We start from the raw sequence: 22,577 nt of genomic DNA, 5'->3' as shown, positions 1-22,577 counted from the left end.
CCTAAAGTGAAATATTCGCTTTATCATGCCTTTAATATAGGCATAGGCGGCTCGAAAGTCAATCCAAAAGAGAAAATTTCTCGTTAAGCACCTCTACGACCGATCCGGTACTCGAAGTTTTTGGTGTGGGCGTTGCGCTGCCGGTCGATGTCGAACCCGGCGTCCCGGATGACGTCCAGGTCGTTGCTGATGCGCCGACCGAGCTGGGCGGGCTTTTTGTATTCGAATTCGAGGTTGAATTCCCGGCCAACCCTGCGCAGCGCCGCGAGCAGCCGTCCAGCCGACACCGGCTCCATGGTGTTCTCGTTTTCGAACCGCACCTGGTAGCGTTCGATGAACCCGACGACGTGGTTTGCCCGGTCGTCCTCGCCGTAGCGGGCCTTCTCGTCCAGCTCCACCGCATTCCGGTAGGCATGGAAGAGCGACGCCAGCGCCGTGGCAATGGGGTTCGACTCCCGCGCCATCTCCTGACTGGTGTCGTTGATGGAATGGATCTGCTCGATGAACAGCGGGCTCAGATCCTCGAGTCCGGTGGTTACCTCGTGTTCCTCGGACCCGGCCAGCATCATCAGGTACATCAGGCTCAGATAATCGTTGCAACGGCGCTTGCCATGGGTCGGCATGGTTCGGTGCAGCAGGCGCATGACCTGCTTCTGGGCTCCGTCCCGGATCATCGCCAGAACATGACTGGTTCGCTTCATGATGGCCGAGATGATCAGGTCCCGGTTCTGCTGGATGGCGGAAATGACCTCCGATTCCAGAAAGCAGTCGCTTGCCTGGTTGGCGAGGTCGAAGTTGATGACGAAGGACCTCGACAGGATCTCCGAAAGCTCCCCGCACAGCGGCTCGATGCCGGTGGTGTTCAGCAGGCATTTGGTCCGCTCGGTGATGGTCTCGCTGTCGGTGCCGCTCTTGCGTTTCTCCTTGGCGATGCCGGTGATGCTGGTCAGCATGAAGGTGGTCAGATCCTCGGTCATCTGCTTGACCTCGATGTTGTCGAGGACGATGAGCGGGTTCTGCGAGCCGTCGGTGTAGTTCGCCGCATCGGTGGCCTTCTTGTGCTGGGGCTCGCCGTAAAGAAGCGTCGACGTGATCTTGCTGGCGGTGGTCTTGCCCGATCCGGCCGAACCCTCGAAACGGGTCATGGGCCGCGTCCCGGCAAAATCGATCAGCAGGAAACAGGAGAGCCAGGAAAGGATGAGAAAGCGATCCCCCTGTGGACAGGTCATGTTGCCCACCAGCAGATCGACCAGGAGCCGGTCCGCCTCTTCGAGATCGGCGTCTGGCAGGAATTTCAGCGGCTTCATCTTCCGCGAGCCGTCCAGGATGATGCCATCCTCGTTGCCGCCGTTCTTCATGATCTGAATTTCGTCCGGGGTGATCTTGGCGATCTCGTGCTCCGGATTGTTCAGGTTGAAATAGACGGTGTAGGAAGCCACATCCGTGTGCAGCCAGGAAAAATGGTCGCGCACCTGGCCTCGGATCATAGCCAGGCTGGGCAGTACCTCGAAAAATGTCCGTCCGCCGTTGGAGGTCGGCACCATGCCCGTGTGCTTATAGAGCATGGCCGCGTAATGGCGCTTGCGGCCCCTGTCCGGTGAATCCATCCAGTAGATGGCGTTGTCGAAATACATGAACGGCTCGCCCTGCAGGGTGTGAAAGAACTGGGCACCGTTGGCGGTGAACCAGTCGTAGGCCGCCTCGGCGGCCAGGGTGTAGTCGGGAGCGCCGTTCTCAAGTTCCGTGTCGATCAGCACCTCGTCGACCCGGGCGCGGCATGATCCGGGCATCGCGCCGGACATCCGCTTGGCCTTTTTCTTTTCGTTGCGGAACTCGACCTTGCGGTCCTTCTGGATGGCGCGGATCTGCTCTTTGAGGGTGGCCATCGAAACGCCACCGCCGATGCGCTCCTGCACCAGCTTCAGCAGGCGGGCCTGTTCCAGCGGCGACTGCTCGGAAATCTCTCCCAGGATCGGTTCGAGCAGGCGGTTGCGTTCCTCTTCTTCAGCGCCCTCGGGCAGCGAGCGCACGCCGAACTCGATGGGCGTGCTGGCCTCGGCGAGCAGGCGTTCGAAATCCTCCCGGGTATGCCCGGCGGCAATGTAATCGTTGACGTCGATCTTGGCGGTGGCGAGAAGCGCCTCGGCCGCCTGGATTTCCTCGGCGGGACGTCCCGCCAGCAGCTTGGCCAGCTCCTTCGGCCCCACGCTCGCCGTCAGGCCGAAGCGTTCGGTCAGCTCCTGCCGGGCCGAGAGCTGTGTCTCCGACAAGGGCAGCGTCACCAGGCGGGTGTCGATTTTGTGTTCGGCCAGGGTGCGAGCGGTTTGCAGCGCCCCTTTGAGACCGGCCTGGGAGAGTTCGTTGTCCTGGCAGATGTAGACAGTTTCGACGCCGCGCAGCTTGGGGATCAGGCGCTCCCAATCGGCGGCCCGGATGCGGACGGTGACCGGAGATACGGTGGGCAGGCCCAGTTGCATCAGCGCCAAGCAATCGGTCACCCCCTCGGTGATGATCACCTTGCCGGGCCTCGCCAGCAGGCAGTCCTCGTTGAACAGCAGCGCGTTGTTGATGAAGTCGGCGACGTAAGGCCGTTGGTGTTCGTCGTGAACCGGCAGTTTCTTGTATTTCCCTTGCTCCCAGCCAACGTCCGGGGTCCACGGCGTCTTGCGGCCGATCATGAACACCACCCGGCCACGGCTCCAGTAGGGAAAGACGATCCGGCGCTCGAAAAATGGCGTCAGGCCGTCCTGGCTGGTGGGACGGAAAGCGCCGGTGGCGGCGAGCTCCCGCTTGGAGAAACCGTCCTCACCCCCGGTCAGTTGGGCGACCGCGCCGGACGCGTTGTCCGCGTAGCCGATCAGGAGATCGTCGATGGTCTCCTCGCTCAGGGCGTATTTGGATTTCAGCCAGTCGAGGACCTCCGGCGACTCTTTGAGTCTGGCGTGGTAAAGCCTGGCCAGCGAGGTCAGCGCGTCCTTGACCCGCAGTTCGAAGGCGCGGTCGGCCTCCGTCTGGGCGAGACGCTCCTGGCTGAGGCCATAGCGCGACAGCGGCGGCAAGCCCGCCTTCTTGGCGAGATAGTCCCGGGCCTGACGGTGGCTGTCCGGCATCGGACCGGATTGCCCGGCGGTGACCGAGCCCGTCTGAATGAACTCCACGAGCTGCAGCACATCGCCGCCAACCCCGCAGCCGAAGCAGTACCAGCCCTGTTTGTCGAGCATCACGTGCAGCGACAGGCGCGACTGGCTCTGATGGTTGGGGCAGTCGCACATCAAGCGCTGGCCGGTCTCCTGGGTGATCCGTCCCGGCAGGAGTTCCCGGGCCACGTCACCGATGTCCATCTCGGTGACGAGCCGGTAATACTCCCTGACGTTATCCGTTCCGCCCATGCTCATTCGGCCTCCGCGACACGGGCGAAATCGGCATCCGCGTGCTGGGCGGCGTCCAGAAACAGGGGCAGAAAGGTCCGGCGGTCATCCACCTGGCACCGCTTGGCGCAGTTCTGGATGCCCCAATGGTCACCCAGGACAATGGCGGTGCGCCGGGCACGAGTCACCCCGGTGTAGAGCAGATTGCGGTGGTGCATGAAGGAATGCGCCTTGTGGACCACCACCACGGCGCAGGGGAACTCGGAACCCTGGGTTTTGTGTATGGTGAGCGCATAGGCGAGTTGCAGGTCCTGAAGGTCGGGCGACCCCTTCTCCAGTTCCACCGGCATGCCGTCGAAGTCGATGACCAACGTGCCGTTCGCGAGGACATCGACCACATAGCCGATGGCACCGTTCATCACGTTCAGGTCGTAGTTGTTCCGGGTCTGGATGACTTTGTCGTGCTTGAGAAACGGGGCGCGGCGGCCCATGGCGACCGGCGGGACCTCGGTGTTCCAGAGTTTGCGCTGGATGAGCCGCTGCAGTTCCTCGTTGAGTTCCTTGGTGCCGAGCGGTCCCTTGTGGGTCGGCGTCAGCACCTGCACATCCTTGATGATGTCGAACCCCAGGGCGTCGAGCCGCTCCTGAAACAGCTCCAGCAGAAACGAGCGTGCCGCCATCGGATCGGTGAACTGATCCACCAGGTACCAATCCCGGCATCCGGTCACCGACGCCTCGCTGGTCTTGCGCACCTCGCCCTTGAGAACGGCGGTGCAGTTCTCCTTGAGGACGCCAGCCTGGCGCACGACCTTGTCGAGGATGACCGTGGGAATGGCGCGTGTCTGGATCAGATCGCGCAGGATGTTTCCGGGTCCCACCGGCGGAAGCTGGTTGTGGTCACCTACCAACAGCACCGTGGTCCGCGACAGGTCGACCGCCTCGAACAGATGCCAGGCCAGGGGCACGTCCACCATCGAAAACTCGTCGACCACCAGGACGTCGGCATCGATGGGATTCTCCTTACTGCGCGAGAAACCCTTGCCGTCATAGCCGAGCAGGCGGTGAATGGTGGTGCCGCTGCGGCCGCTGACTTCCTCCAGGCGCTTTGCCGCCTTGCCGGTCGGCGCGGCGAGCACGACCTCCAGATCGCTCTCCTCGCAAATCGTGTTGATGACCGAAATGGTGTAGCTCTTGCCCGAACCGGCTCCACCCGAAATCAGGCTGATGCTGTGCTTGAGGGCCAAGCGGACCGCGTCGAGCTGCTTCTCGTTCAGCGTCGTAGCGCAGCGCCGAATCAGGGCATCGAGTTTCTTAACGGACTTGAAATGCGGGTTGGGTGTTTCGGCCTGGCCGAACAGCGAGGCCAGCTCCCGCTCCATGCGGACGATCTCCGGCAGAGCGACCACGAACCGTCCGCCGTGGGAATCGCAGGCAAGCGCCTGTTCTTCGATGAGCGCGTCGAGGGCGCTCTCGATGCGGACCCGGCTGTCCAGGGCATCCATGACCAGCAGCAGATTGGTCTGGTCCACCAGATCCTCGTATTCGATCCAACAGTGGCCATTGTCCAGGGCATCACGGACGCAAAACAGCAGACCGGCCCGGATACGGGGAACGTGGTCCTTGGGGGTGCCCAGCTTGCGGGCGATCTTGTCGACCTTCTTGAAGCCGAATCCCCGGATCTCCCGAATGAGGATGTACGGGTCTTCCTTCAGAATATCGAGGCAGTTCCCGCCGAGTCTTTCGACCAGGGTGGTGACCTGATGATGGGTCAAGCCGAATGCCGAAAGCCAGGCCATGACGGTGTTGACGCTGCGGTTCTTCAACCACTCGTCACGCAGCCGCCGGGCCGCGTCCAGCGGCAGCCGAGCCTTGAGCGCGATGCGCTCGGGGTCACTCAGAAGGGTTTCTTCAAAGGCGTCGCCGAAGCTCTCGACGATCAATCTGGCCTTGGCCGGACCAATGCCCTTGATCTCCGGATGGTTGGCCAGATAGTGGATCAGCCCTTCCGGATCGAGTTCGAGGTCGTGCTCCATCCCGTCGACCTTGAACTGACGGCCGTATTTGGGATGGGTGGACCACGACCCGAGCAGGACCACAGGTTGATTTTCCCGGGCAAACAAATTGCCCGCGAACTGGACCTCCTCACCGGTCGGGGTGAGCAGTCGGCCTGCGGAGAACTTGGGTCCGGCATAGTAAACGCGCTCTATTCTTCCCCGGAGTCGCGCCGGGTTACTCTCATTTCTTTTTGGCATCTCGCGATCCTCCGGTGAAAACGTGTCAGGTACTCCTCGACAAAACGGCAGGCGGCCTGCCGGTCCGAGCAGAAGTAGACGGGGACACCGAAGTCGACGACGATGGAGGCGACCGTTCCGATCAGCGCGTGCGGGTGGGCATCGCTGCGGTAGCGGCCATCGACCAGATCGCGAAAGTTGCACTCGACAACCACACAGGCGGATTCGTAGGCGGAGAGCTTTTCCAGCTCGCGGTGGAACCGCTTTCGCCCCCGGATGACGGTGGAGACGAAATCCGTCAGGGATTTGCGCTCCACCGCCACCCGCTCCTCGAGGCCGACCAGCGAGTAATCACCGGCGGGCAGCGCCTTGCGAACCGCCGAAACCTTGTCTGTATCGAAGCTGTAGGGCTCCTGTTCACGGGTGTCGACGACAACGGTGATCCGGTCCATCATCAGAACGGGATCATGTCGTCCATCGCCGCGCCGGGAGCCCCGGCATCGTCGGCCATGACAATGCGACGGTTGAAGTAGATGTTCTCGTTTTCACCGCGAGTGCGTTTGGTCACCTCCAGCTTGATGTTGAGAAGCTGCTCGAGGTGACCCGGCAGGTCGGAGAGCTTCTGGAGCTGCAGCCCGCAGGTGTAAAGGTCCTGCTTGAGCCACTTGATGTTCTCGTTGCTGGCCATGACGTTGTTGCGCCAGAGCAGACGGCCCTTGTGGGTCGGCGCGAGAATGCGCAGTGTCCACTTGAGCATGGGATTGCCCGAAGTCTGGGCGCGGGTCAGTTCGACCCGGTCGACGTTGACCTGGTACTTGCCGTCGGGGACGGCCTCGAACTCACGTTCCTCGACTTCGGCGGTTTCGAAGGCGTCGTCGAACTGCGCCAGGTCGAGGTTGCTGTTGGATTGGTTTTCGTAGTGTTCCATGGTCGGATCTCCTTACTGTTGAGGTTTCGCCGCCGCACTCGCGGTCGGCTCCGGCTTCGGCCGGGCGGCACTCGCCGCAGCTCCGGCTGCCGTGTTGTTGAACGCTTTCATGAAGCTCGAAAAATCGAGGGGGATGACTTCGGGGAGTCGGCCGGTGCGGTCACCGGCGTCGTAGTTGGGACTGGGCTTGGTGCGCATCACGCGCTGCCATACAGGCTTACCGTCCTCGCCGGTTTTCATGTCCAGGTCGCAGAACAGGATCAGGTCCACCAGGCCGGTGACCAGTTTCCGCGCCTTCTCCGGCAGCGTCGGCACGATGCGGGTGTGCTTGCCGGTCCGGGTCTCGATGTCCCGCTCCTGGGAGTGGGAGATCAGGATCAGCCCATAGGGCAGGAAGGCGAGCTTGTTGATGACGCGCTGGAACTCGTTGTTGATCAGCGCGTAGCCCTTGCCGTAGCCCAGGTCGGACTCGTGCTCGATCTTGAATTTCTTGCAGACGTAGTCCGAGCACATCTTGTAGGCGTTATCCACCGTGTCGACGACGATGGTCTTGAACTCGTGCTTGCCCTCGGCGATTTCCGCGCAGGCCTGCAGAAGGTCGTCCCAGCAGGTGATCGGGGTCTGAAACACCTCCAGGGCGTTCAGACCCGGCTCGGTCGCCAGGAACAGTGCGTCATCGGCCTTGGAGCACCAGGTGCTCTTGCCGATCTTGCTCGGGCCGTACACCAGGGCGGTGAGGTCCGAGAGTGTGTGTTTGGGTTTGCTTTTGGTCTTGGGAAGCATGGCTTCGTCTCCTTATGGTTGGGATTTCAAAACACCGGAGCGGCGTCTTCACCGGCTCCGTCCCGCAGCTCTTCGTGCGGGGCGATCCGTTGGAAATGGTTTTCGATGACGTTGGGGTTGCCGCCCGAGCGGCAGAGCTGGAAGTAGGCGCAGGGCCTTCCGTACTGGAAGCAGTAGCTGGTGTTGCGGTAGAAGGTGTCGCGCCGACGGGCGTCGAGCATGGCCTTGGAGAGTTCCCACAGCTCCGCCCGCAGTTCATCGAACTGGTCGCGGGAGATGTAGAGCACCTCGCGGTGGAACATGCCCGGCTCGAGGTACTTCTCCTGGAGCCGCTGCTGGAAGGTGTCGTCGTCCTCGGGCAACTTGCGCTTGGCGCTGCTCTTGCCGGTTTTCGACTTGGCGATCAGCTCCGCCCGGCGGGCCTCGAATTCGGCTTCGGTTTCACCCTTGCCCTGGCGCAGCTTGGCCTTGACCAGGACGTTGTAGATGATGCCGCTGACCGTGATGCCGAGGGTCTGCTCCAGGTACCAGGCGTAGAGGATGATCTGGAAATCGGTCCACAGCCGCTCCAGGTAGCTGGCGTCGATCTGTGAAGCGGTTTTGTGTTCCAGCAGGAAATACTGACCATCTTGACGGACGATGCCGTCCACCTTTCCGGCGAGAAGGAAACTTCGCGAGGTCGCGCCGGTCGCCGGGTTGACGATGGGACCTTCGAAGGTCTTCTCGAGCGCGACGACCTCGAACGCTTCAGCCGGGTAGTGTTCCGCATAGGCGCTCATCATGGCTCGGGCGAGATGCCAGTCGGCCTGTTGATGATCGTCCTGCGCTCGGTTCGGATAGGTCCGGTCGATGTGGTCGAGGACCTTGGCCAGATCCCGCTCGCCGTGCCAGCTCTCCAGGCAGTCGTGAATGACCGAGCCAAAGGCCAGATTGGGGTCGCGCTCGAGCGGCACCAGCTCGTCGATGTAGCGCCACTTGCAGGCCATGCGGCAGTTGCGGAACAGCCGCCACATGGAATAGGTGGTGGTCATCAGCTCGCTCATACCGCCACCCCCGCTTCGGCGGCGGCTGGCGCTGCGCGATGCTTGGAGGCGCAGGCGCAACCCGACGGCTGAGATCGTTCGATCAGGACCGAGCGTTCGCCGTATTCCTTGGTGGCGAAGCCGGTGAAGATGCGGGCGAGATCACTGCCGACATCGGTGGAGGCGTCGATCACGCAGGTACGGCGGGCCTTGTCCAGATTGAACCGGCTCTCCATCCGCACACGGGAACGGCCATGCAGGCTTTCGACGGCCAGCATCGCCAGCATGAAAGTGTCTTCCAGTTCCTGGGCCGGGACCGACTCGTCAAAACGGTACTTGTAGGTGTCGTGAGTCATGGTTGAACTCCTCTTTTGTTCAGGTTCTGATTTCCGAGGCCCCGGATAGCCGCACCATGCGGCACGGTGCTTACTTACCGGAGCCGGGGCTGATGCGTCGGAGATCACAGGTAGTCGGTCAGGCCAGCCTCGCTGAAAGCCTCCCGCAGCTTGCTCAGCCGGTCGTAGAGGGTGGTTCTGGGGATGCCCATCTCCCGGGCGATTTCGGCCATGGTGCTGTCGTGCAGGCGCACGCACAGATACCGGAGCTCTTCCGGCAGCGAGGCGATGGCCCGGTCGAGGTCCATGCGGATCTCATGGGCGAGGCGCTCCCTTGTCTCGCGGGTGCCGCTTCCCAGAGAGCCCTCGCTGTCCAGGAAGTCGATCCGCTCGGTGGTGTCGCCTTCGCCGTTATCGAGGGGTTCGTTGAGTGAGGTTTGGCAGAGCCGCCAGTCCCGGCATTGGGCGAACCGGGCCTCCAGAATGGTGGAGATGTGACGTTCGACGATCCGGGCCATGAAGGTGGTCTTCTTGGCCTTGGCGGGATTGAAATGCCGCATCCGCTGCAGCAGATCGATCATCAGTTCCTGTTCGAGGTCGGGTCTGTCGTCCTCGGTGAATCCGGCCTTGCCTACGAGTTGACGTGCTTTATGCCGAATGAGGTCGGCGGCATACTTGTCGATGCCGTCGTAAGAATTCTGTGAAACCATCGGGGCCTCCTCGGAGCGAGGAGGAGGTCCGCGTGGGTGTCGGCACGGGCCAGATCACAGGACAAAGCTGTCGCGTGGGCGAAGGGGTCGCAGGTACGCCGCCAATTGCCGTATTCGGCTCGGCGACACCCACAACAGCCTCCGCCATGCGTCCAGCTTGTTGTCCAGTGTCTAAGGGTTCAGGTCGTTACGTGTTCAGGCTGCCCGTTCCTCGATGCGCATCAGGAACGGGAGACCGTGCTTGATCTCGAGCAGGCAGACTTTTCCGCTGCCCATCTGCGCGAGGTGCTCCAGCAGCGCCACGACCTCTTGCTTGAGGATGAAGTCATCCTGGTCGCGCTCGGGCCGGGGACCGCTCTGTCCGCCCAGCTTGATCTCGCGCTCGATGACCGTGTCAGGGGTGAGTTCCGGCTCGCCGTCGCGGACCGGAATGTTGGTGATGCGGCCGAAGTTGATGTCCTGCATCAGCTCGATGAGTCGCCGCTTCGGTGGGGTGAGGTGTGCTTTGTTGATTTGTGCCACTGCCAGTCTCCTTGTTCGGAAGTTCTGGCACGCCCGGTGGCCAACCCTGTGCTGACCAATAAAAAACGCCGGATCGCGCCTTCATTGGGGAAGGCGCTACATCCGGCGTCGCAATGGCTACATTTGGCGTAGCGGAAATTTTTTTTAGTTTTTTCTTCCTGGGTGGTCCCGGGTCACTCGTTGACTATCGGGCGGACCTCCCAAACGATCTCCTCTTCGGTCCGGTAGACAGGCTCGTTGCCGCACTTGATGGATTCCTTCAGGTGGGCGGCCAGCGGCTTGTCATACTTCTCCAGATACTTGATGGCCCGGTTCACGGCGTTACGAAAGGCGTCGCGGATGTTCTTCCGCTTGTCGTGGGATTTCCGGAGTTTGCCACCCAGACCAACCGCCTCGTTGATTGCGGCGGTGATCTGGGTCATTTCGTCTTCCAGTCGCTGAATCTCGGCATCGTTGTTTTCTGCCCGGGCTTCTTCAATCTCTCGTAGAAGGTCGTGAGCCGTCTCCCGGTATTGCTCGACGGCCTTGCGGTCGGCAACGAAACCGGTATCACCCAACGGAACCCCCTGGGTGACCTGAAAACCTTCGTCGGTCTCATTGGAGTTCAGGACCGCGTTGCAGCTATCGATGGCAAACCCGCAGACGATCTCGTAGACCGAGGTTTCCTTGTTGGGCCTTGCCAGGAGGAAGTTGATGTACTCGGCTCCTTTGTCGACACCCGTCACGAGCACCTCGGCGTTACCGTTAAAGCGTGCGGCCCAGACACCCCCGCGCTTTCTGAAGTAGTTGTCCGGTTGCTTCAGCTCGACCGGAATGGCTGGGACTGAGATCACCGATCCCGATTCATAGACCGTCCGAAGCAAGCAGTCTCCCGGCAATGTGCGCTGGCGGATGGCGGTGATGTTGCGGGCGACCATGGTGTCCATCGCTTCGCAGACCTCCTTGGCGTGGCGCTTGTAAAGGTCATAGACCTTCTGGGCCACGCTTCCGGGGTTCCCATTCAGGTAGCGGAAGACCCGACTCACCTCGCTGAATCGAGCGATAAACTGGGTGATGTCATCCTGATCACGGACCTGGTTGGCACGTTCCAGGTATGCGGCCGCCATGATCTTGTCCTCGTCCTTGCTTCGGCTTTGGGTGAAGATGTCGGCCTTGTAGGCATCGACAGGGTCATACTGATCGGCCTTGGCAGCGATCACGGCAAAGCGCCGGTCGATGCACTGCGAGCAGGTGCCGCAGTGGGTATGGTGATTGGTCATCTCCCAGGTGTGCGTGCAGGTGGTCGATGCCGCGATCATCTCCTGGCATCCGGCTTTGGTGATGACCCCGACGACGTCAGCCTTGGTTTTCCAGATGTAGGGATTTTCAATGGTGAAAGGTTCGCCAGCTACCAGGCTGATGATTTCCTGAAACCCTCGGATTACCCTGGGATGGGTGGTGCGCGTTGCTCGGCCGCCGACGACCTGGGCGCAGACCGGCAGATTCAGACTGATGACGCCGTTCTCGTAGAAACGGACGCTCTTCAGGTTGATCATTTTTGCGATGGTCGCGCCGATGGACACGTATAGAAAGGAGCGGCTCCGCTGAGTGTACTCGTAGTTCAGCCCCTTGTTCTTGTTGACGCGAACGCCGATGTGGAGCGGAGCGTTTTCCCCGGCCTTGTCGGCGATCATCTTTTCCAGGCGGCGGTGGCGCTTGTTGAGCTTCGGGGTTGACTTGTGAGTCACCAGAACGACCCGGTGCTTTTCGTTCAACACCTCGTCGATAGCTCCGGCCAGCGAATCCAGCCCGCCTGAAAACATCACCACCTGCTCCGGATAACCGAGAAGACGCCCGTCATCGTTGAAGTCCAGGTAGCCCTGGAATGCCTGAGCCTCTGTCAGCTTGGTGAATTCGAAGTGATAGCTGTCATCAGACAGGAACCCAAGCGTCGAGCACAGGGCCTGCTGAATCTCCTCACCATTCCAGAAATCCGGGTTCCGGACCGGAATGATGAAATGCAGGTTTCTCCGCCAACCATGACCAAAGGAATCAACGTCATCGGCCCCACGGGGAATGGCCTGGTCGGCGCTGTAGACGTAGGTGGCAATTTCGAGCAGATCCTGGAAGGAATCCGGCACGTCCTTGCTCATCTTTTTGTGGATGTCCTCAATGCGTAGGGTGATCTTGTCCGGCCCATCTTTGCCCCACAAGCGCAGGCGCAAATCCCGATTCGGGTTCTCCTCGATTCCGCTGGTCGGTGCGTTTCCGCAGATGATGTAACGCTTATCTTGCATCGGCTCGCGCTCCTTCTTTCAATTCGTCCTTCATTTTCTTCAGCGCATAGGAGGCGAAGCCGTTGGACGACTCCCGGGAGATGTCACCGCCTTCTTCGTATTTGTGCTTGGAAAACCAATCCGCCGAAAACTGTTCGACGATCAGGGATGCTTCTTTGCAGTGCGTGGTCAGGGCTTTCTCGAATTGTCCCATTTCATTCATGGTGGCAAAGCGCTGGCCTTCGCCCAGATGGGTCGCCAGCGTTTTTGACAGGAAATAATTCATGCTCTCGTTGGTCAGCTTGGCGAAGAACGTGCGGGACAACTCGCCGAACTCCCGTTTTTTCCCGAGCGACGCCAATGCTGCCTGAACGTCACTGGCGTCTGGCGTAAACAAGGAGGGCAGCTTGGGAGAGATGTGTTCGACCAATGCTCCAACCAAGGCCCGCTGCGACATCTCACCCAAGTCAGAGCGGCTACCGTTGGACTCCAGTTTCCGATCCATTGCCTCTGCAACAGCGGCGGCAACGTCGGGCAATGAGGTGTCCTGCGGCAGATTGATGCCGACCGACTGCAGGTGATCGTTGAAGTTGTCCTTCTTGGCAGCAATGGCAAGCTGGGTCATCAACCATACCGCCTCGGTAAACCCCTCATCGTTGAGCACAAATGAGAAGGCCTTGTCAGCAGCCCGTATTGTGGCGTTTGCGATTTGGGACACATCGGCACCGGCCGTGATCAGGCCGACCACCTCTTTCCATGCCCTCGATCTTGGAAGGCTCCCAAGTCTGACGTGCCCCATGTCGATCTCCTTATTTGTCGCGACCCGGCATCGTTATTCGGGCCTCCTGATGACGACGATGCTCCGGGCCTTACGAGCTTCTTTCTTCAGATAGCCTTTCCGAACCAGTTGAGCGATCTGCTCGTGGGCGCTCGCGTGGCTGATACCGAGGACTTCCGACAATTCTTTCACCGTTGGCGGCAACCCCTTTTCATCGATGATTTGGCAAATGACCCTCAGCGTCCTGGCCTGCGGGTCGGTTATTTCCGATAGCTTTTTCTTTCCCATGGCGATTGCTCCGTGTCATGGCCACTGAGCGGATTAAGCCCAATTTATGACCAAGAAATATACGACCTGATGAATATCAGGTCAATCAAAAACAGGACTTTTCATCTGATTCCGTCATCTTGCATGTCCCTCCGGTAGGTAACGAACGCAAGTCCGGTTAAAGCCGGGCACAACCAGATAACCGACCAGAGGCGGAGCTGAGGCGGTTGTGGGTGCCATCGAACGCGCATCCCGACCGCCACCGTTTTCTGGCATCCACACCATCCAGTCCCCCGGTCCCACCGGAGGTGTTCGATGTTGGATGTACAGGAAATGAATGATGTGCCGGGGACGGATGACCTTGGCGAAAGCGGCAAACCCGGCCGCCTATCGGGTGAGGCGAGGCTCCAGTCAGCCGTTTCCATTCTGGCCACTGCGATCCTGCGCCGAAAGGCAAAAAAAGCATGTGTAAGCAATGAGTTAGAGGTTTTCGAAGATTCTTCCCCTGTGCTCGGAGAAGGACTTGATTCATTGCCGGAACAGAGCATTCATTCATGACAACTCGTCCGGAAACCAAAATAAGGAGTTGAAAATGAATGAGTTACAGAATGCCGCCACGGGCGGCAAGAATCAGGACCGAACCCGAAACTCGGTCCTTCGGCAGATGGCCCTGCTGCAATCCATGTCCCTGGAGCAGCTCCGGGAAAAATGGCTCGACCTCTACGGCGAAGAGCCGCCCCAGTACAAAAAGCAATTCCTCATCAAGCGGCTGGCCTATCGCATCCAGGAGCTTTTCTACGGTGGGCTGTCCGAGCAGGCCAAGGTCCATCTCCAGCAGGCCGCCAAGGAGGACCCGGTCGCCACTGTCAATCGACGCATCCCTGAAGAGCGGAAATCAAACGAGGCGATCCTGCCCGGGACCAGACTGGTGCGGGTATGGAACGACCGGCGCTATGAGGTGATCGTCCTTGCCGATGGCTACGAGTTCGAAGGCCGCACCTTCCGGTCGCTCAGCGCGGTGGCCAGAGAGATCACCGGGACGCGCTGGAACGGGAAAGTCTTTTTCGGACTGAAGAAGGTTTACGGCAGAAAAGCCGAGGGAGGTTCGGATGCTTGATAACAGCAATGTCGCGCCGGGCAAAAACAAGACCCTGCGCTGCGCCATTTACACCCGCAAGAGTCATGAGGAAGGGCTCGAGCAGGAGTTCAACTCGCTGGATGCGCAACGGGAATCGGCGGAACACTATATCGAAGCTCAGAGGATGCGGGGCTGGACGGCTCTGCCGGATCGCTATGACGATGGTGGTTTCTCGGGCGGGAACATGGAGCGTCCGGGGCTGCGCCGCCTGCTGGCGGACATCGACGCCGGGAAGATCGATGTGATCGTCGTCTACAAGGTCGACCGGCTGTCCCGCTCGCTGCTGGACTTCATGAAGATGATCGACCTCTTCAACGAGAAGGGTGTCAGCTTCGTCTCGGTCACCCAGCACTTCAGCACCACTGATCCCACCGGCCGGATGTTTCTCGGCATCCTGATCACCTTCGCCCAGTACGAGCGGGAGGTCATCGCCGAACGTATCCGGGACAAGGTGGCGGCCGCCAAGCGCCGGGGGAAATACTGCGGCGGCGTACCCATCCTCGGATACGACGTCGACAGGGACAACAAGAAGCTGCTGGTCAACCCGGATGAAGCCAGGACGGTGCAGTACATCTTCCGCCGGTTCATCCAGATCGGCTCGGCCAAGAAGCTGGGCCAGGAATTGAACGAACAGGGATACCGCACCAAGGCCTGGACCACCAAGAAAGGAAAGGTGCGCGAGGGCTCCGAATGGAACACCGCCCACATCTACCGGCTGCTCAACAATCGAATCTATATCGGCGAGATCGCCCACAAGGATCGCAGTTACCCCGGCGAGCACGAAGGGATCATCGACCGGGCAACCTGGGACAAGGTGCAGGCCATCCTGGAGGACAACAAACCGGTCAAGGTTTCCATGGCCAGGACCAAAATGGTCGCCCCGCTGAAGGGCGTCATCCGCTGCGGCCACTGCGGCTGCTCGATGGGACCGACCTACGCCCGCAAGAACGGCCGCCACTACACCTATTACATCTGCCAGAAGGACAGCAAGCGGACCGTGAGCCGATGCCCCCTCAAACGAATTCCCGCCGGGGACATCGAGCAGGCGGTGATCGAGCAGTTGAGCGCGGTGTTCCGCACACCGACGCTGGTGGCCAAAACTTACTTCGCGGCCCGGGACATCGAGCAGGCGGAGCGGGAGCGGCTGTTCAAGCAGAAAGCCCAACTCGAGATGGAACTGTCGCAGGCGCGGGAGCAAGCACTCGAACTGATGAAACCCGGCAGCGATCAGCCGGGCAAGACCGAGATGCTGACGACGGTTAACCGCCAGGCGGTCGAGCTCTCGAAACAACTGACCCATGTGAGCGAGCGCTGCAGAGCCTACCAGGGGAACAGCATCACGGAACAGGATGTGTCGGAGGCCTTCCAGAATGTCGAGGGCTTCTGGGAAGACCTTTTCCCAGTGGAGCGAAATCGGCTCATCCGCCTCCTGGTGGATAAGGTCGAGATCCGCGAGACCGGAATCGACATGGAGCTGCGAACCAACGGGCTGACAACGCTCATCGCCGAGCTGGCTGGTCTGGCATGCGAAGTCACCGAACGGAGGGCAAGCCGATGAAAATGAAGCCGACCATTACCGTTGCCGACAACGGCAACCTGCAGATCCACATCCCGATGCTGATCCGGCGCATGCGTGGCCGCAAGACGGTCATCGCTCCCCAGGCCCTGGATGGAGAAATCATCGGAGCGCAGGAACCGGTGCAGTCCGCCATCCTCCAAGCGCTGGGACGGGCCTTTTCCTGGGCCGACATCCTCGAATCCGGGCAGATCAAGTCCATCAGCGAGCTTGCCCGTACCCTCGACGTCGATGGCTCGTATGTGGCCCGCATCCTCAAGCTGACGACTCTGGCCCCTGACATCGTCGAAGCCCTGATCAACGGCGAGGAACCCAACGGACTCTCGCTGGCCAAGCTGACCCAGACCTTTCCCGAGGACTGGGCCGAGCAGCGCCGCCAGTTCGGCTTCGCCACCGACTGACGACCGGACCCGAGACCACCCCAGAGAGCCGACCATCAGCGTCGGCTTTTCTACTTTGGGGGTCTGGAAACCGGAGTTGACCGCGCTTCTTTTCACGGCCGATGCAGGCGAGTTCGAAAAAAACGTCCGGTTGCGGCGTCGAGCGATGACCTAAGACAACCGCCAAAAATGGCAACCAGCCACAAACCCATATCAATCAAGGATGTAGCTTTCCGGACGAGCTTCGGACTTGGTCCGGAGAAAACAGAGAATCAGGGGCCAAACAGAGAAAGAGAGGCTGGAAGATGGGGAGAATCGATGGTGCGGAGAGGTGCTTTGGAAAGATGTGAAACGGGCGCAAACCCTTTAGAAGCAAGGGGAAAAAGAAAACCCGTCACCCCGGAGAATGACCCCAGAGAGACGGGTTTGTCTTTTCTAAATGGTGGAGGCGCCGGGAATCGAACCCGGGTCCGAGAAAGAGACTCGAAAGGCCTCTACATGCTTAGTCTATCGTTTAGTCTCGCAGTGAAGTTACCGATAGACAGGGTTTTCACCGCCAGCACCGAATTTTGTCTCGTCCTCAGGTGTCCAGTGCGTCGCCATCGGACCAGCTCGCTAGTCGTCGGCCCTCTTAATCCCGCGAGCGCGCATTAAGGAGCCGTCGCCGCTCAGTTAGGCAGCGAGTGCAAAGTCATTTTCGGCACTTGTGTGTGCTCCACCAGTTTTACGAGTTAGTAGAAGCTCGGCATGCAGCACAAACTATCCCATTCCCCGTCGAAGCCATGTCGCCCCCATGTCAAAGAACAGTACAAACCTGAGTAATGCAGCGTAACCCGCTTTAAATAAAATAATTACGGTTACGCCGATTTCAACCCCGGGCGACGCCCGGAGGGATTATAAGGATACACTACACGGAGGAAGGACGCTACAATCAGTAGCGGCGCTTCAGGGCCTTTTCCATCTCCCTGTCGGCCTCGCGTTTCTTGATGTCGTCGCGGCGGTCGTGGACCTTCTTGCCCTTGCCGAGGGCGAGGTCCACCTTGGCCTTGCCCTTTTTGAAGTAGACCTTGAGCGGGATGAGGGTGTAGCCGCGGATGAGGGTTTTGCCCATGAGACGGTTAATCTCGCGTTTGTTGAGGAGGAGCTTCCGGTCGCGGCGGGGCTCGTGGTTGAAGAGGTTCGCCTGCTCGTAGGGAGCGATGTAGCTGTTAATGAGGAACACCTCGCCGTCCCTGATCATGGCGAAGCTCTCCTTTATGCTCGCCTGGTTCACGCGCAGCGATTTCACCTCGGAGCCCTTGAGCTCGATGCCGGCCTCGTAGTTTTCCTCGATGTCGTAATCGCGCCTTGCCCTCGGATGAGTGCAGACCACCTTTTCCATGGGGGTAATATAATGCCCCGCAGAGGGAAATCAACCGACTCCCGCAGATACCTTTCCCTCTTGAAAAAGGTTTGGGCAAAGGGTCAGAAATAAGACGCATAGACTACGTTCACTCGGATGAGGCTGGCTCGTCTGCCGTATATCCCGAGCAGTAGCCCGTATCGATGTCACATTTCTCACCCTCGAGGAACTTCCCGTTCATGTTATTGGCGCATGGATCGGGCGAGGATGGATATAAACACCCCGGCTTTTTTCCATAAAGAACTGGCAGCAACCCGACACGTATTCCCCATCATCCGCATGAACTTTATTCGGCAAAATCGAACCCGGGAAACCAAAAACGATAAGCCCGACAAACAATATCGATTTCCATTTTTTAATTTCCATCTTGCTCCTCCTTTTTACCGATACTGTCCTATGCTATCATAAATGTAAATTCTTCTCAATAATCTTTGTACATACAGAAATCTTTAAATATGCGGAATCTGACTTGATGAGTGAACGGCGTTTGGTGGGCTGGTGGCGCATTATAATGTGGATACCAATAACGGAGAGGAAAATATATGAAGGTAATTTTTATGACTCTAGGAGCATTATCTTTCCTGGCCTACCCTTCCTACGCGGATAGCGGCAGCGAGCTCAGGGCGGAGATCATCGGGGAGCAAGGCGGTAAATCAATAGCGCTTGATTACACCGAATACAAGCCGGACGAGGCGAAGGTAGAATGCAGAGAATTATTCCACAGACTATGGGAAGAGCATTTCAAGGAAATGGGATTTTCCACCGACGAAGGCGTAGTCGACAGTTATATAAAAGGATGTATGAAATCGTACGACAAGGCGTTCGGGAAGTAAGGTGAGGGGTGGGGGTGAATAATCCGCTATTTCGAGGCAATTCCGAGTAATCTGTCTTTGGCTTTCTTTTCAGGGCCGGGCCCGGATGAAGAGAAAATCCGGGTTTGATGAATGACAAAAAGGCGCCGGCTTGAGGATGCGATTCTTACCCGCGCACCGCCGCCTCGATCCTGGCGACGTCTATCTTCCGCATATCCATCATCGCTTCGAACGCGCGCTTCGCCACATCGCCGCCCCTGGCCAGTGCCTCTGTCAGGACGCGCGGCGTGATCTGCCACGACAGGCCCCATTTATCCTTGCACCAGCCGCATGCGCTTTCCGTGCCTCCATTGTCGACAATGGCGTTCCAGTAACGGTCGGTTTCCGCCTGGTCTTCGGTAGCGATCTGAAAAGAGAACGCCTCGCTGTGCTTGAACGCGTCCCCGCCGTTGAGGCCGATGCACGGCACGCCGCACACCGTGAAATGGACAACCAGGGCATCGCCCTCTTTACCGCCCGGAAAGTCGGACGGCGCCCGGTGTACTGCGCCGACCTTGCTGTCGGGAAAGGTTCGGGCGTAAAAGTGCGCCGCTTCTTCCGCGTCATGGTTGTACCATAGGCAGATAGTGTTTTTCTTCATCGTTACTCTCCTTCATGAGTGTCTATCCAATCTAATACTTGATATAGATTCAGGGCTGACATAGAGAAGGCCCGAATAATTAACCAAGATAGCCCGTGCGAGTAATATTTCCAAAATATTTTTGTACTAGGGGAATCAGTTTATCCTGGTCCTAAAATTCCTTCTTACTGTCCAGCATCAGTGTTACCGGCCCCCGGTTCACGAGATGGACGTCCATAATGGCGCGGAAGCGGCCGGTTTCGACGTGTGCCCCGCGGGCGCGGAGCTTCGACACGAATTCTTCGTAAAGGGCCTCGGCGACTTCGGGCGGGGCGGCCTTGTCGAAGGATGGCCGCCTGCCCTTCCGGCAGTCGCCGTAGAGGGTGAACTGGGAGACGACGAGGAGCGAGCCGGGCGTATTCGTGACGGAGAGGTTCATCTTGCCGTCAGCGTCCTCGAATATGCGGAGCGCCAGGATTTTGTCGACGAGGTAATCGGCGTCGGCGGACGTATCATCCTTGCCAGCCCCGAGGAGGACGAGCATACCCTCCCCTATTTTACCGACGGTTTCGCCGGCGACATCGACCTTCGCTTCTTTTACTCGTTGGATTATCGCGCGCATGGTTTCGTTATCGTCCGTGTTTCGGTATTCCGTCGGACACGGATGCATTATAATATGGATATTGGGGTTTGAAATCAACGGGGGTGTATTATGCGGGGTCTTATGTCTATTACGCCTATACTAATCACACTTGGATTCGTGGCATCTTCCGCTCATTCCATCGAATTTCCGCCGGAGCCGCCGAAGAGGGTTATCGCCCACACCGTTAAGCGTGCAGAGGAGCTTCACCTGCTGGCGGGGTATTACTACAGGGACCCGAGGCAGTGGGTGAGGATATACCGGGATAACGCGGGGACGATTCGGAATCCGAACAGGATTTACCCGGGTCAGGTCCTGTACATAACGGTGGACCAGGACTGGACGCCGCCCTTCGACCTCGACGCCTACGTTGCCGAGTGGGGGACGTATTTGCTTGACGGGACAGTGCCGGAATGAGTTTGAATTGCTTCGCTTTGCCAGAAATGACACATTATAAAGATTAAATCCCCCTATTCCTCACGCGTTCGGAATTGTCCCCCTTTTTCTAAGGGGGATTAAAGCAAAGATAGATTTCTCGCACAAGCTCGAAATGACAAGATCTTGATGGATTGCTGGCGGGAAACTGAATGGGTTCCTGCTATTTGGGTTTGGGTTACTTTCGAGCTGTACTAAACATGCTTCATAACAGTCGGCCAAGGGCGTCCGATTCCTCACTCGCTCGAAATCGTTGCAGGAATGACAGACTGGAGGGGTGATTCCTCGCTCGCTCGGAATTCCTGGGAATTACAAAAAAGAAAAAGGCAAGATTCTGAATCATGTTCAGAATGACGGATAAGTTGTTGTCGCGGCTCACGGCCGCGACGTCGGATTCTAGACTAAATCCCTGAGATAATCGCCGAGGTAGGAGGACGCTATCTTGTCGAGAGCTGATTTTTCGATCTGTCTTATGCGCTCCCTGGTTACGCCGAACTTGTCGCCGATCTCGTTCAGAGTGTAGGTGGTTTCGATACCTATGCCGAAGCGCATCCTTATGATTTCCTCTTCCTTGGGGCTGAGCGTCGAGAGGACGTCCTCTATCCTATTCTGGACAGAGCGCTTGAGTATGGCGGTGTCGGGGGGCGGTATTTTCGAATCCTCGACGAATTCGATGTAGGTGCGCTGGTCGTCGTTGGAAATGGGTGCGTCCAGGGACTGCACGTTGTTCATCACGTCGGACGCCGTCTGTATTATGCGCTTTACTACGGAGGGCGCTATTTCGAGCTCCTTGGCTATTTCCTCGCAGGTGGGCTCCCTGTCGAGCTCCTTCGTCAGGAGCGCGGTTACGGCCTTGACCTTCCCGGCCCATTCGTAGAGATAAACGGGGATGCGAATTGTCTTCGTTTTTTCGAACGGGGCGCGGAAGACGGCCTGCTGTATCCACCAGCTCGCGTAGGTCGAGAATTTATATCCCAGTGTATAGTCGAATTTTTCGACGGCGCGCATGAGGCCGAGGTTGCCTTCCTGTATGAGGTCGGCGAGCGGGAGCCCCCTTCCCATGTAGTTCTTGGCTATACTGATTACGAGTTTTAAATTGGATTTTATAAAGCGGTTCTTGAGCTCGTTCGAGCGTTTCATGTAGGCGTTGGAGAGGGTGTTCATCCTCTGTACGTAGTCGAGCATGTCGCCGCCGTCGTAAAAGGGATACTCTTTTTGGGGCTTCTTCGGCAGCTTCCCCTCGGCGAGCTCCGTGAGGACGGCCCTTATGGCCTCGGCCTTGTTCTCGCATTTACGGATGTTGGCCGCGATGCGGAGCTCTTCTTTCGGAGAGAGGAGTGACGTTTCGTGCTCGAGGTCGCGGAAGTAGACGTGAAGAAGGCGGAGGTGCTCTTCGAGCTTCGAAGCCCCGGGCTTTTTCTTCCGTTTCCTGCGCGGTGCACCGGGATCGAATTCGGTCCCGGTATCGTCGTCGAACTGCAGGTTGTCGTCTTCGTCCTCGAACGGGGCGACCGCATCGTAGTCGACCCCGGACTCGCGCGTCTCGAGCGCCCTTATATCAGGGGCGAGCTTAGGATATTCCTTTGACTTCTTCATGAATCCCCTTTATGCTGCCGGAAGCCTGTGGCCTCGCGTGGGTCAAGGCTTCGGGCTCCTTCAATATCCCTATAGAATATGAGGGTACCTGTAAATCCCGGCATGTGAATGGAATTCGAGTTTATAGAGAATGGATCAAGGACTGAAAACCGGGCAATTGTAAGCGGGGTAGCCGTCCGGCCGCCCCGCGTATGTCTGATATTCAGAACTTATATTTTTAACGAGTCCAGGGCTTCGTCGAAAATCGAGAATGCCTTCACGATGTTCTTCTTCGCCATGTCGTGGCTGCCGTCGGTCATATTGTCCGACATTGTTTTGAGCGAATCGATTACGTTCTTGCTGTATTCGAGCGCCTTTATCCAGCCATCGTCGAACGCCCTCGCGTCCATCTTTACGAAGGGGATTTCTTCCTTCGGGAACTTGTCGAAGAGGTCTTTCACCGTGCTGACGTATTCCTTCTCTGCGTCGAGCGCGTAGTCGAGCTGCTTCTGGAACATCTTCTTGTTCTCCTCGGAAATCGAGTGGGAGAAATCTATAGTGTTAAGGTAAGTCTCTTTTACGAGCTTGGACAATTCCTTAACCGGCTCCGTGAAGTCCTTTACGTCATATGGTTTTGCTTTGGTTGCCATTTGCATGACCTCCTGTTTGCGATTTAATAGTAATATAACAACTTAAGAAGGGTTGTCAAGAGAGAATGTACGCATTTGCGAAGATTTTTGGTGCCGTTGACCTTCCCCCTAAAAACTAGTCCATTGTAAAAGAGAGTTCTCCTTGGTAAGA

Annotated in this window: 24 protein-coding genes and 1 other RNA gene; 6 read left to right on the top strand and 19 right to left on the bottom strand. The window is 58.4% G+C overall.

What is annotated here, in order from left to right; all coding sequences use genetic code 11:
- Window positions 1–83: 83 nt before the first annotated feature.
- The 12 genes from PKC29_11885 to PKC29_11830 all read right to left on the bottom strand — a co-directional run bounded on the left by PKC29_11885 (window position 84) and on the right by PKC29_11830 (window position 13,220).
- Window positions 84–3,395 carry a CHC2 zinc finger domain-containing protein gene (locus PKC29_11885; protein HML96115.1) on the bottom strand — a complete coding sequence of 1,104 codons (3,312 nt, stop codon included), beginning with the start codon at window positions 3,393–3,395 and terminating at the stop codon, window positions 84–86.
- On the bottom strand, window positions 3,392–5,620 hold the full coding sequence (locus tag PKC29_11880) for an AAA family ATPase (GenBank protein HML96114.1): 2,229 nt from the start codon (window positions 5,618–5,620) through the stop codon (window positions 3,392–3,394). Before PKC29_11880 ends, PKC29_11885 begins: the two co-directional genes overlap by 4 nt.
- Entirely contained in the window at window positions 5,572–6,054 is a 483-nt protein-coding gene (locus tag PKC29_11875; protein ID HML96113.1) for an ERCC4 domain-containing protein, read from the bottom strand. Before PKC29_11875 ends, PKC29_11880 begins: the two co-directional genes overlap by 49 nt.
- Window positions 6,054–6,527 carry a DUF669 domain-containing protein gene (locus PKC29_11870; GenBank protein HML96112.1) on the bottom strand — a complete coding sequence of 158 codons (474 nt, stop codon included), beginning with the start codon at window positions 6,525–6,527 and terminating at the stop codon, window positions 6,054–6,056. The genes PKC29_11875 and PKC29_11870 overlap by 1 nt, the downstream gene beginning before the upstream one ends.
- A gap of 12 nt (window positions 6,528–6,539) precedes the next feature.
- Complete coding sequence (locus PKC29_11865) at window positions 6,540–7,310, bottom strand: ATP-binding protein (protein HML96111.1); 771 nt, start codon at window positions 7,308–7,310, stop codon at window positions 6,540–6,542.
- A gap of 26 nt (window positions 7,311–7,336) precedes the next feature.
- Complete coding sequence (locus tag PKC29_11860; GenBank protein HML96110.1) at window positions 7,337–8,353, bottom strand: PD-(D/E)XK nuclease family protein; 1,017 nt, start codon at window positions 8,351–8,353, stop codon at window positions 7,337–7,339.
- Window positions 8,350–8,688 (bottom strand): hypothetical protein, encoded by a 339-nt coding sequence (locus PKC29_11855; protein ID HML96109.1) that lies wholly within the window; start codon window positions 8,686–8,688, stop codon window positions 8,350–8,352. The genes PKC29_11860 and PKC29_11855 overlap by 4 nt, the downstream gene beginning before the upstream one ends.
- Before the next feature lie 104 nt (window positions 8,689–8,792).
- Window positions 8,793–9,377 (bottom strand): sigma-70 family RNA polymerase sigma factor, encoded by a 585-nt coding sequence (locus PKC29_11850; protein ID HML96108.1) that lies wholly within the window; start codon window positions 9,375–9,377, stop codon window positions 8,793–8,795.
- 195 nt (window positions 9,378–9,572) lie between these two features.
- Window positions 9,573–9,899, bottom strand: coding sequence for a hypothetical protein (locus PKC29_11845; GenBank protein HML96107.1), 327 nt, complete (start codon window positions 9,897–9,899; stop codon window positions 9,573–9,575).
- A 173-nt stretch (window positions 9,900–10,072) separates the two neighbouring features.
- Window positions 10,073–12,175, bottom strand: coding sequence for a 7-cyano-7-deazaguanine synthase (locus PKC29_11840; GenBank protein HML96106.1), 2,103 nt, complete (start codon window positions 12,173–12,175; stop codon window positions 10,073–10,075).
- Window positions 12,165–12,953 (bottom strand): hypothetical protein, encoded by a 789-nt coding sequence (locus PKC29_11835; protein ID HML96105.1) that lies wholly within the window; start codon window positions 12,951–12,953, stop codon window positions 12,165–12,167. Before PKC29_11835 ends, PKC29_11840 begins: the two co-directional genes overlap by 11 nt.
- 33 nt (window positions 12,954–12,986) lie before the next feature.
- A complete protein-coding gene (locus PKC29_11830) occupies window positions 12,987–13,220 on the bottom strand; it encodes a MarR family transcriptional regulator (protein HML96104.1) in 234 nt (77 codons plus the stop codon).
- Window positions 13,221–13,514: 294 nt separating this feature from the next.
- Between PKC29_11830 and PKC29_11825 the strand changes: the two genes are divergently transcribed.
- From PKC29_11825 to PKC29_11810, 4 genes are read left to right on the top strand one after another with little or no spacing between them, the layout of a single operon-like run.
- Window positions 13,515–13,757: a hypothetical protein gene (locus PKC29_11825; GenBank protein ID HML96103.1), complete on the top strand. Its 243-nt coding sequence runs from the start codon at window positions 13,515–13,517 to the stop codon at window positions 13,755–13,757.
- Window positions 13,758–13,791: 34 nt separating this feature from the next.
- Window positions 13,792–14,316, top strand: a complete 525-nt coding sequence (locus PKC29_11820; GenBank protein ID HML96102.1) for a DUF2924 domain-containing protein — start codon at window positions 13,792–13,794, stop codon at window positions 14,314–14,316.
- Window positions 14,309–15,895: a recombinase family protein gene (locus tag PKC29_11815; GenBank protein HML96101.1), complete on the top strand. Its 1,587-nt coding sequence runs from the start codon at window positions 14,309–14,311 to the stop codon at window positions 15,893–15,895. Before PKC29_11820 ends, PKC29_11815 begins: the two co-directional genes overlap by 8 nt.
- Window positions 15,892–16,314 carry a hypothetical protein gene (locus PKC29_11810; GenBank protein ID HML96100.1) on the top strand — a complete coding sequence of 141 codons (423 nt, stop codon included), beginning with the start codon at window positions 15,892–15,894 and terminating at the stop codon, window positions 16,312–16,314. The genes PKC29_11815 and PKC29_11810 overlap by 4 nt, the downstream gene beginning before the upstream one ends.
- Before the next feature lie 419 nt (window positions 16,315–16,733).
- Here PKC29_11810 and ssrA read toward each other — a convergent pair.
- The 3 genes from ssrA to PKC29_11795 form a co-directional block, all read right to left on the bottom strand.
- Window positions 16,734–17,086: a transfer-messenger RNA gene (gene ssrA / locus PKC29_11805) on the bottom strand.
- A gap of 138 nt (window positions 17,087–17,224) precedes the next feature.
- Complete coding sequence (gene smpB / locus PKC29_11800) at window positions 17,225–17,674, bottom strand: SsrA-binding protein SmpB (protein HML96099.1); 450 nt, start codon at window positions 17,672–17,674, stop codon at window positions 17,225–17,227.
- A 198-nt stretch (window positions 17,675–17,872) separates the two neighbouring features.
- A complete protein-coding gene (locus tag PKC29_11795) occupies window positions 17,873–18,061 on the bottom strand; it encodes a hypothetical protein (protein ID HML96098.1) in 189 nt (62 codons plus the stop codon).
- 176 nt (window positions 18,062–18,237) lie between these two features.
- Here PKC29_11795 and PKC29_11790 point away from each other — a divergent pair, with 176 nt between their 5' ends.
- A complete protein-coding gene (locus tag PKC29_11790) occupies window positions 18,238–18,528 on the top strand; it encodes a hypothetical protein (GenBank protein HML96097.1) in 291 nt (96 codons plus the stop codon).
- A gap of 145 nt (window positions 18,529–18,673) precedes the next feature.
- On the opposite strand, the gene PKC29_11785 is transcribed toward PKC29_11790, so the two are convergent.
- Both PKC29_11785 and dtd read right to left on the bottom strand, forming a co-directional pair.
- Window positions 18,674–19,147 carry a VOC family protein gene (locus tag PKC29_11785; GenBank protein ID HML96096.1) on the bottom strand — a complete coding sequence of 158 codons (474 nt, stop codon included), beginning with the start codon at window positions 19,145–19,147 and terminating at the stop codon, window positions 18,674–18,676.
- 151 nt (window positions 19,148–19,298) lie between these two features.
- Window positions 19,299–19,748 carry a D-aminoacyl-tRNA deacylase gene (gene dtd / locus PKC29_11780; GenBank protein ID HML96095.1) on the bottom strand — a complete coding sequence of 150 codons (450 nt, stop codon included), beginning with the start codon at window positions 19,746–19,748 and terminating at the stop codon, window positions 19,299–19,301.
- Window positions 19,749–19,850: 102 nt separating this feature from the next.
- On the opposite strand from dtd, the gene PKC29_11775 reads away from it, so the two are divergent.
- Window positions 19,851–20,183: a LysM peptidoglycan-binding domain-containing protein gene (locus PKC29_11775; protein ID HML96094.1), complete on the top strand. Its 333-nt coding sequence runs from the start codon at window positions 19,851–19,853 to the stop codon at window positions 20,181–20,183.
- 414 nt (window positions 20,184–20,597) lie between these two features.
- Here PKC29_11775 and PKC29_11770 read toward each other — a convergent pair whose 3' ends face one another.
- A complete protein-coding gene (locus tag PKC29_11770; GenBank protein HML96093.1) occupies window positions 20,598–21,797 on the bottom strand; it encodes an RNA polymerase sigma factor RpoD/SigA in 1,200 nt (399 codons plus the stop codon).
- Between the two features lie 209 nt (window positions 21,798–22,006).
- On the bottom strand, window positions 22,007–22,426 hold the full coding sequence (locus tag PKC29_11765) for a hypothetical protein (GenBank protein HML96092.1): 420 nt from the start codon (window positions 22,424–22,426) through the stop codon (window positions 22,007–22,009).
- Window positions 22,427–22,577 lie beyond the last annotated feature (151 nt).

Source organism: Thermodesulfobacteriota bacterium, assembly GCA_035325995.1.
Taxonomy (GTDB): domain Bacteria; phylum Desulfobacterota_D; class UBA1144; order Nemesobacterales; family UBA2774; genus JADLGH01.
This window is presented reverse-complemented; position numbering and strand designations above follow the sequence as displayed.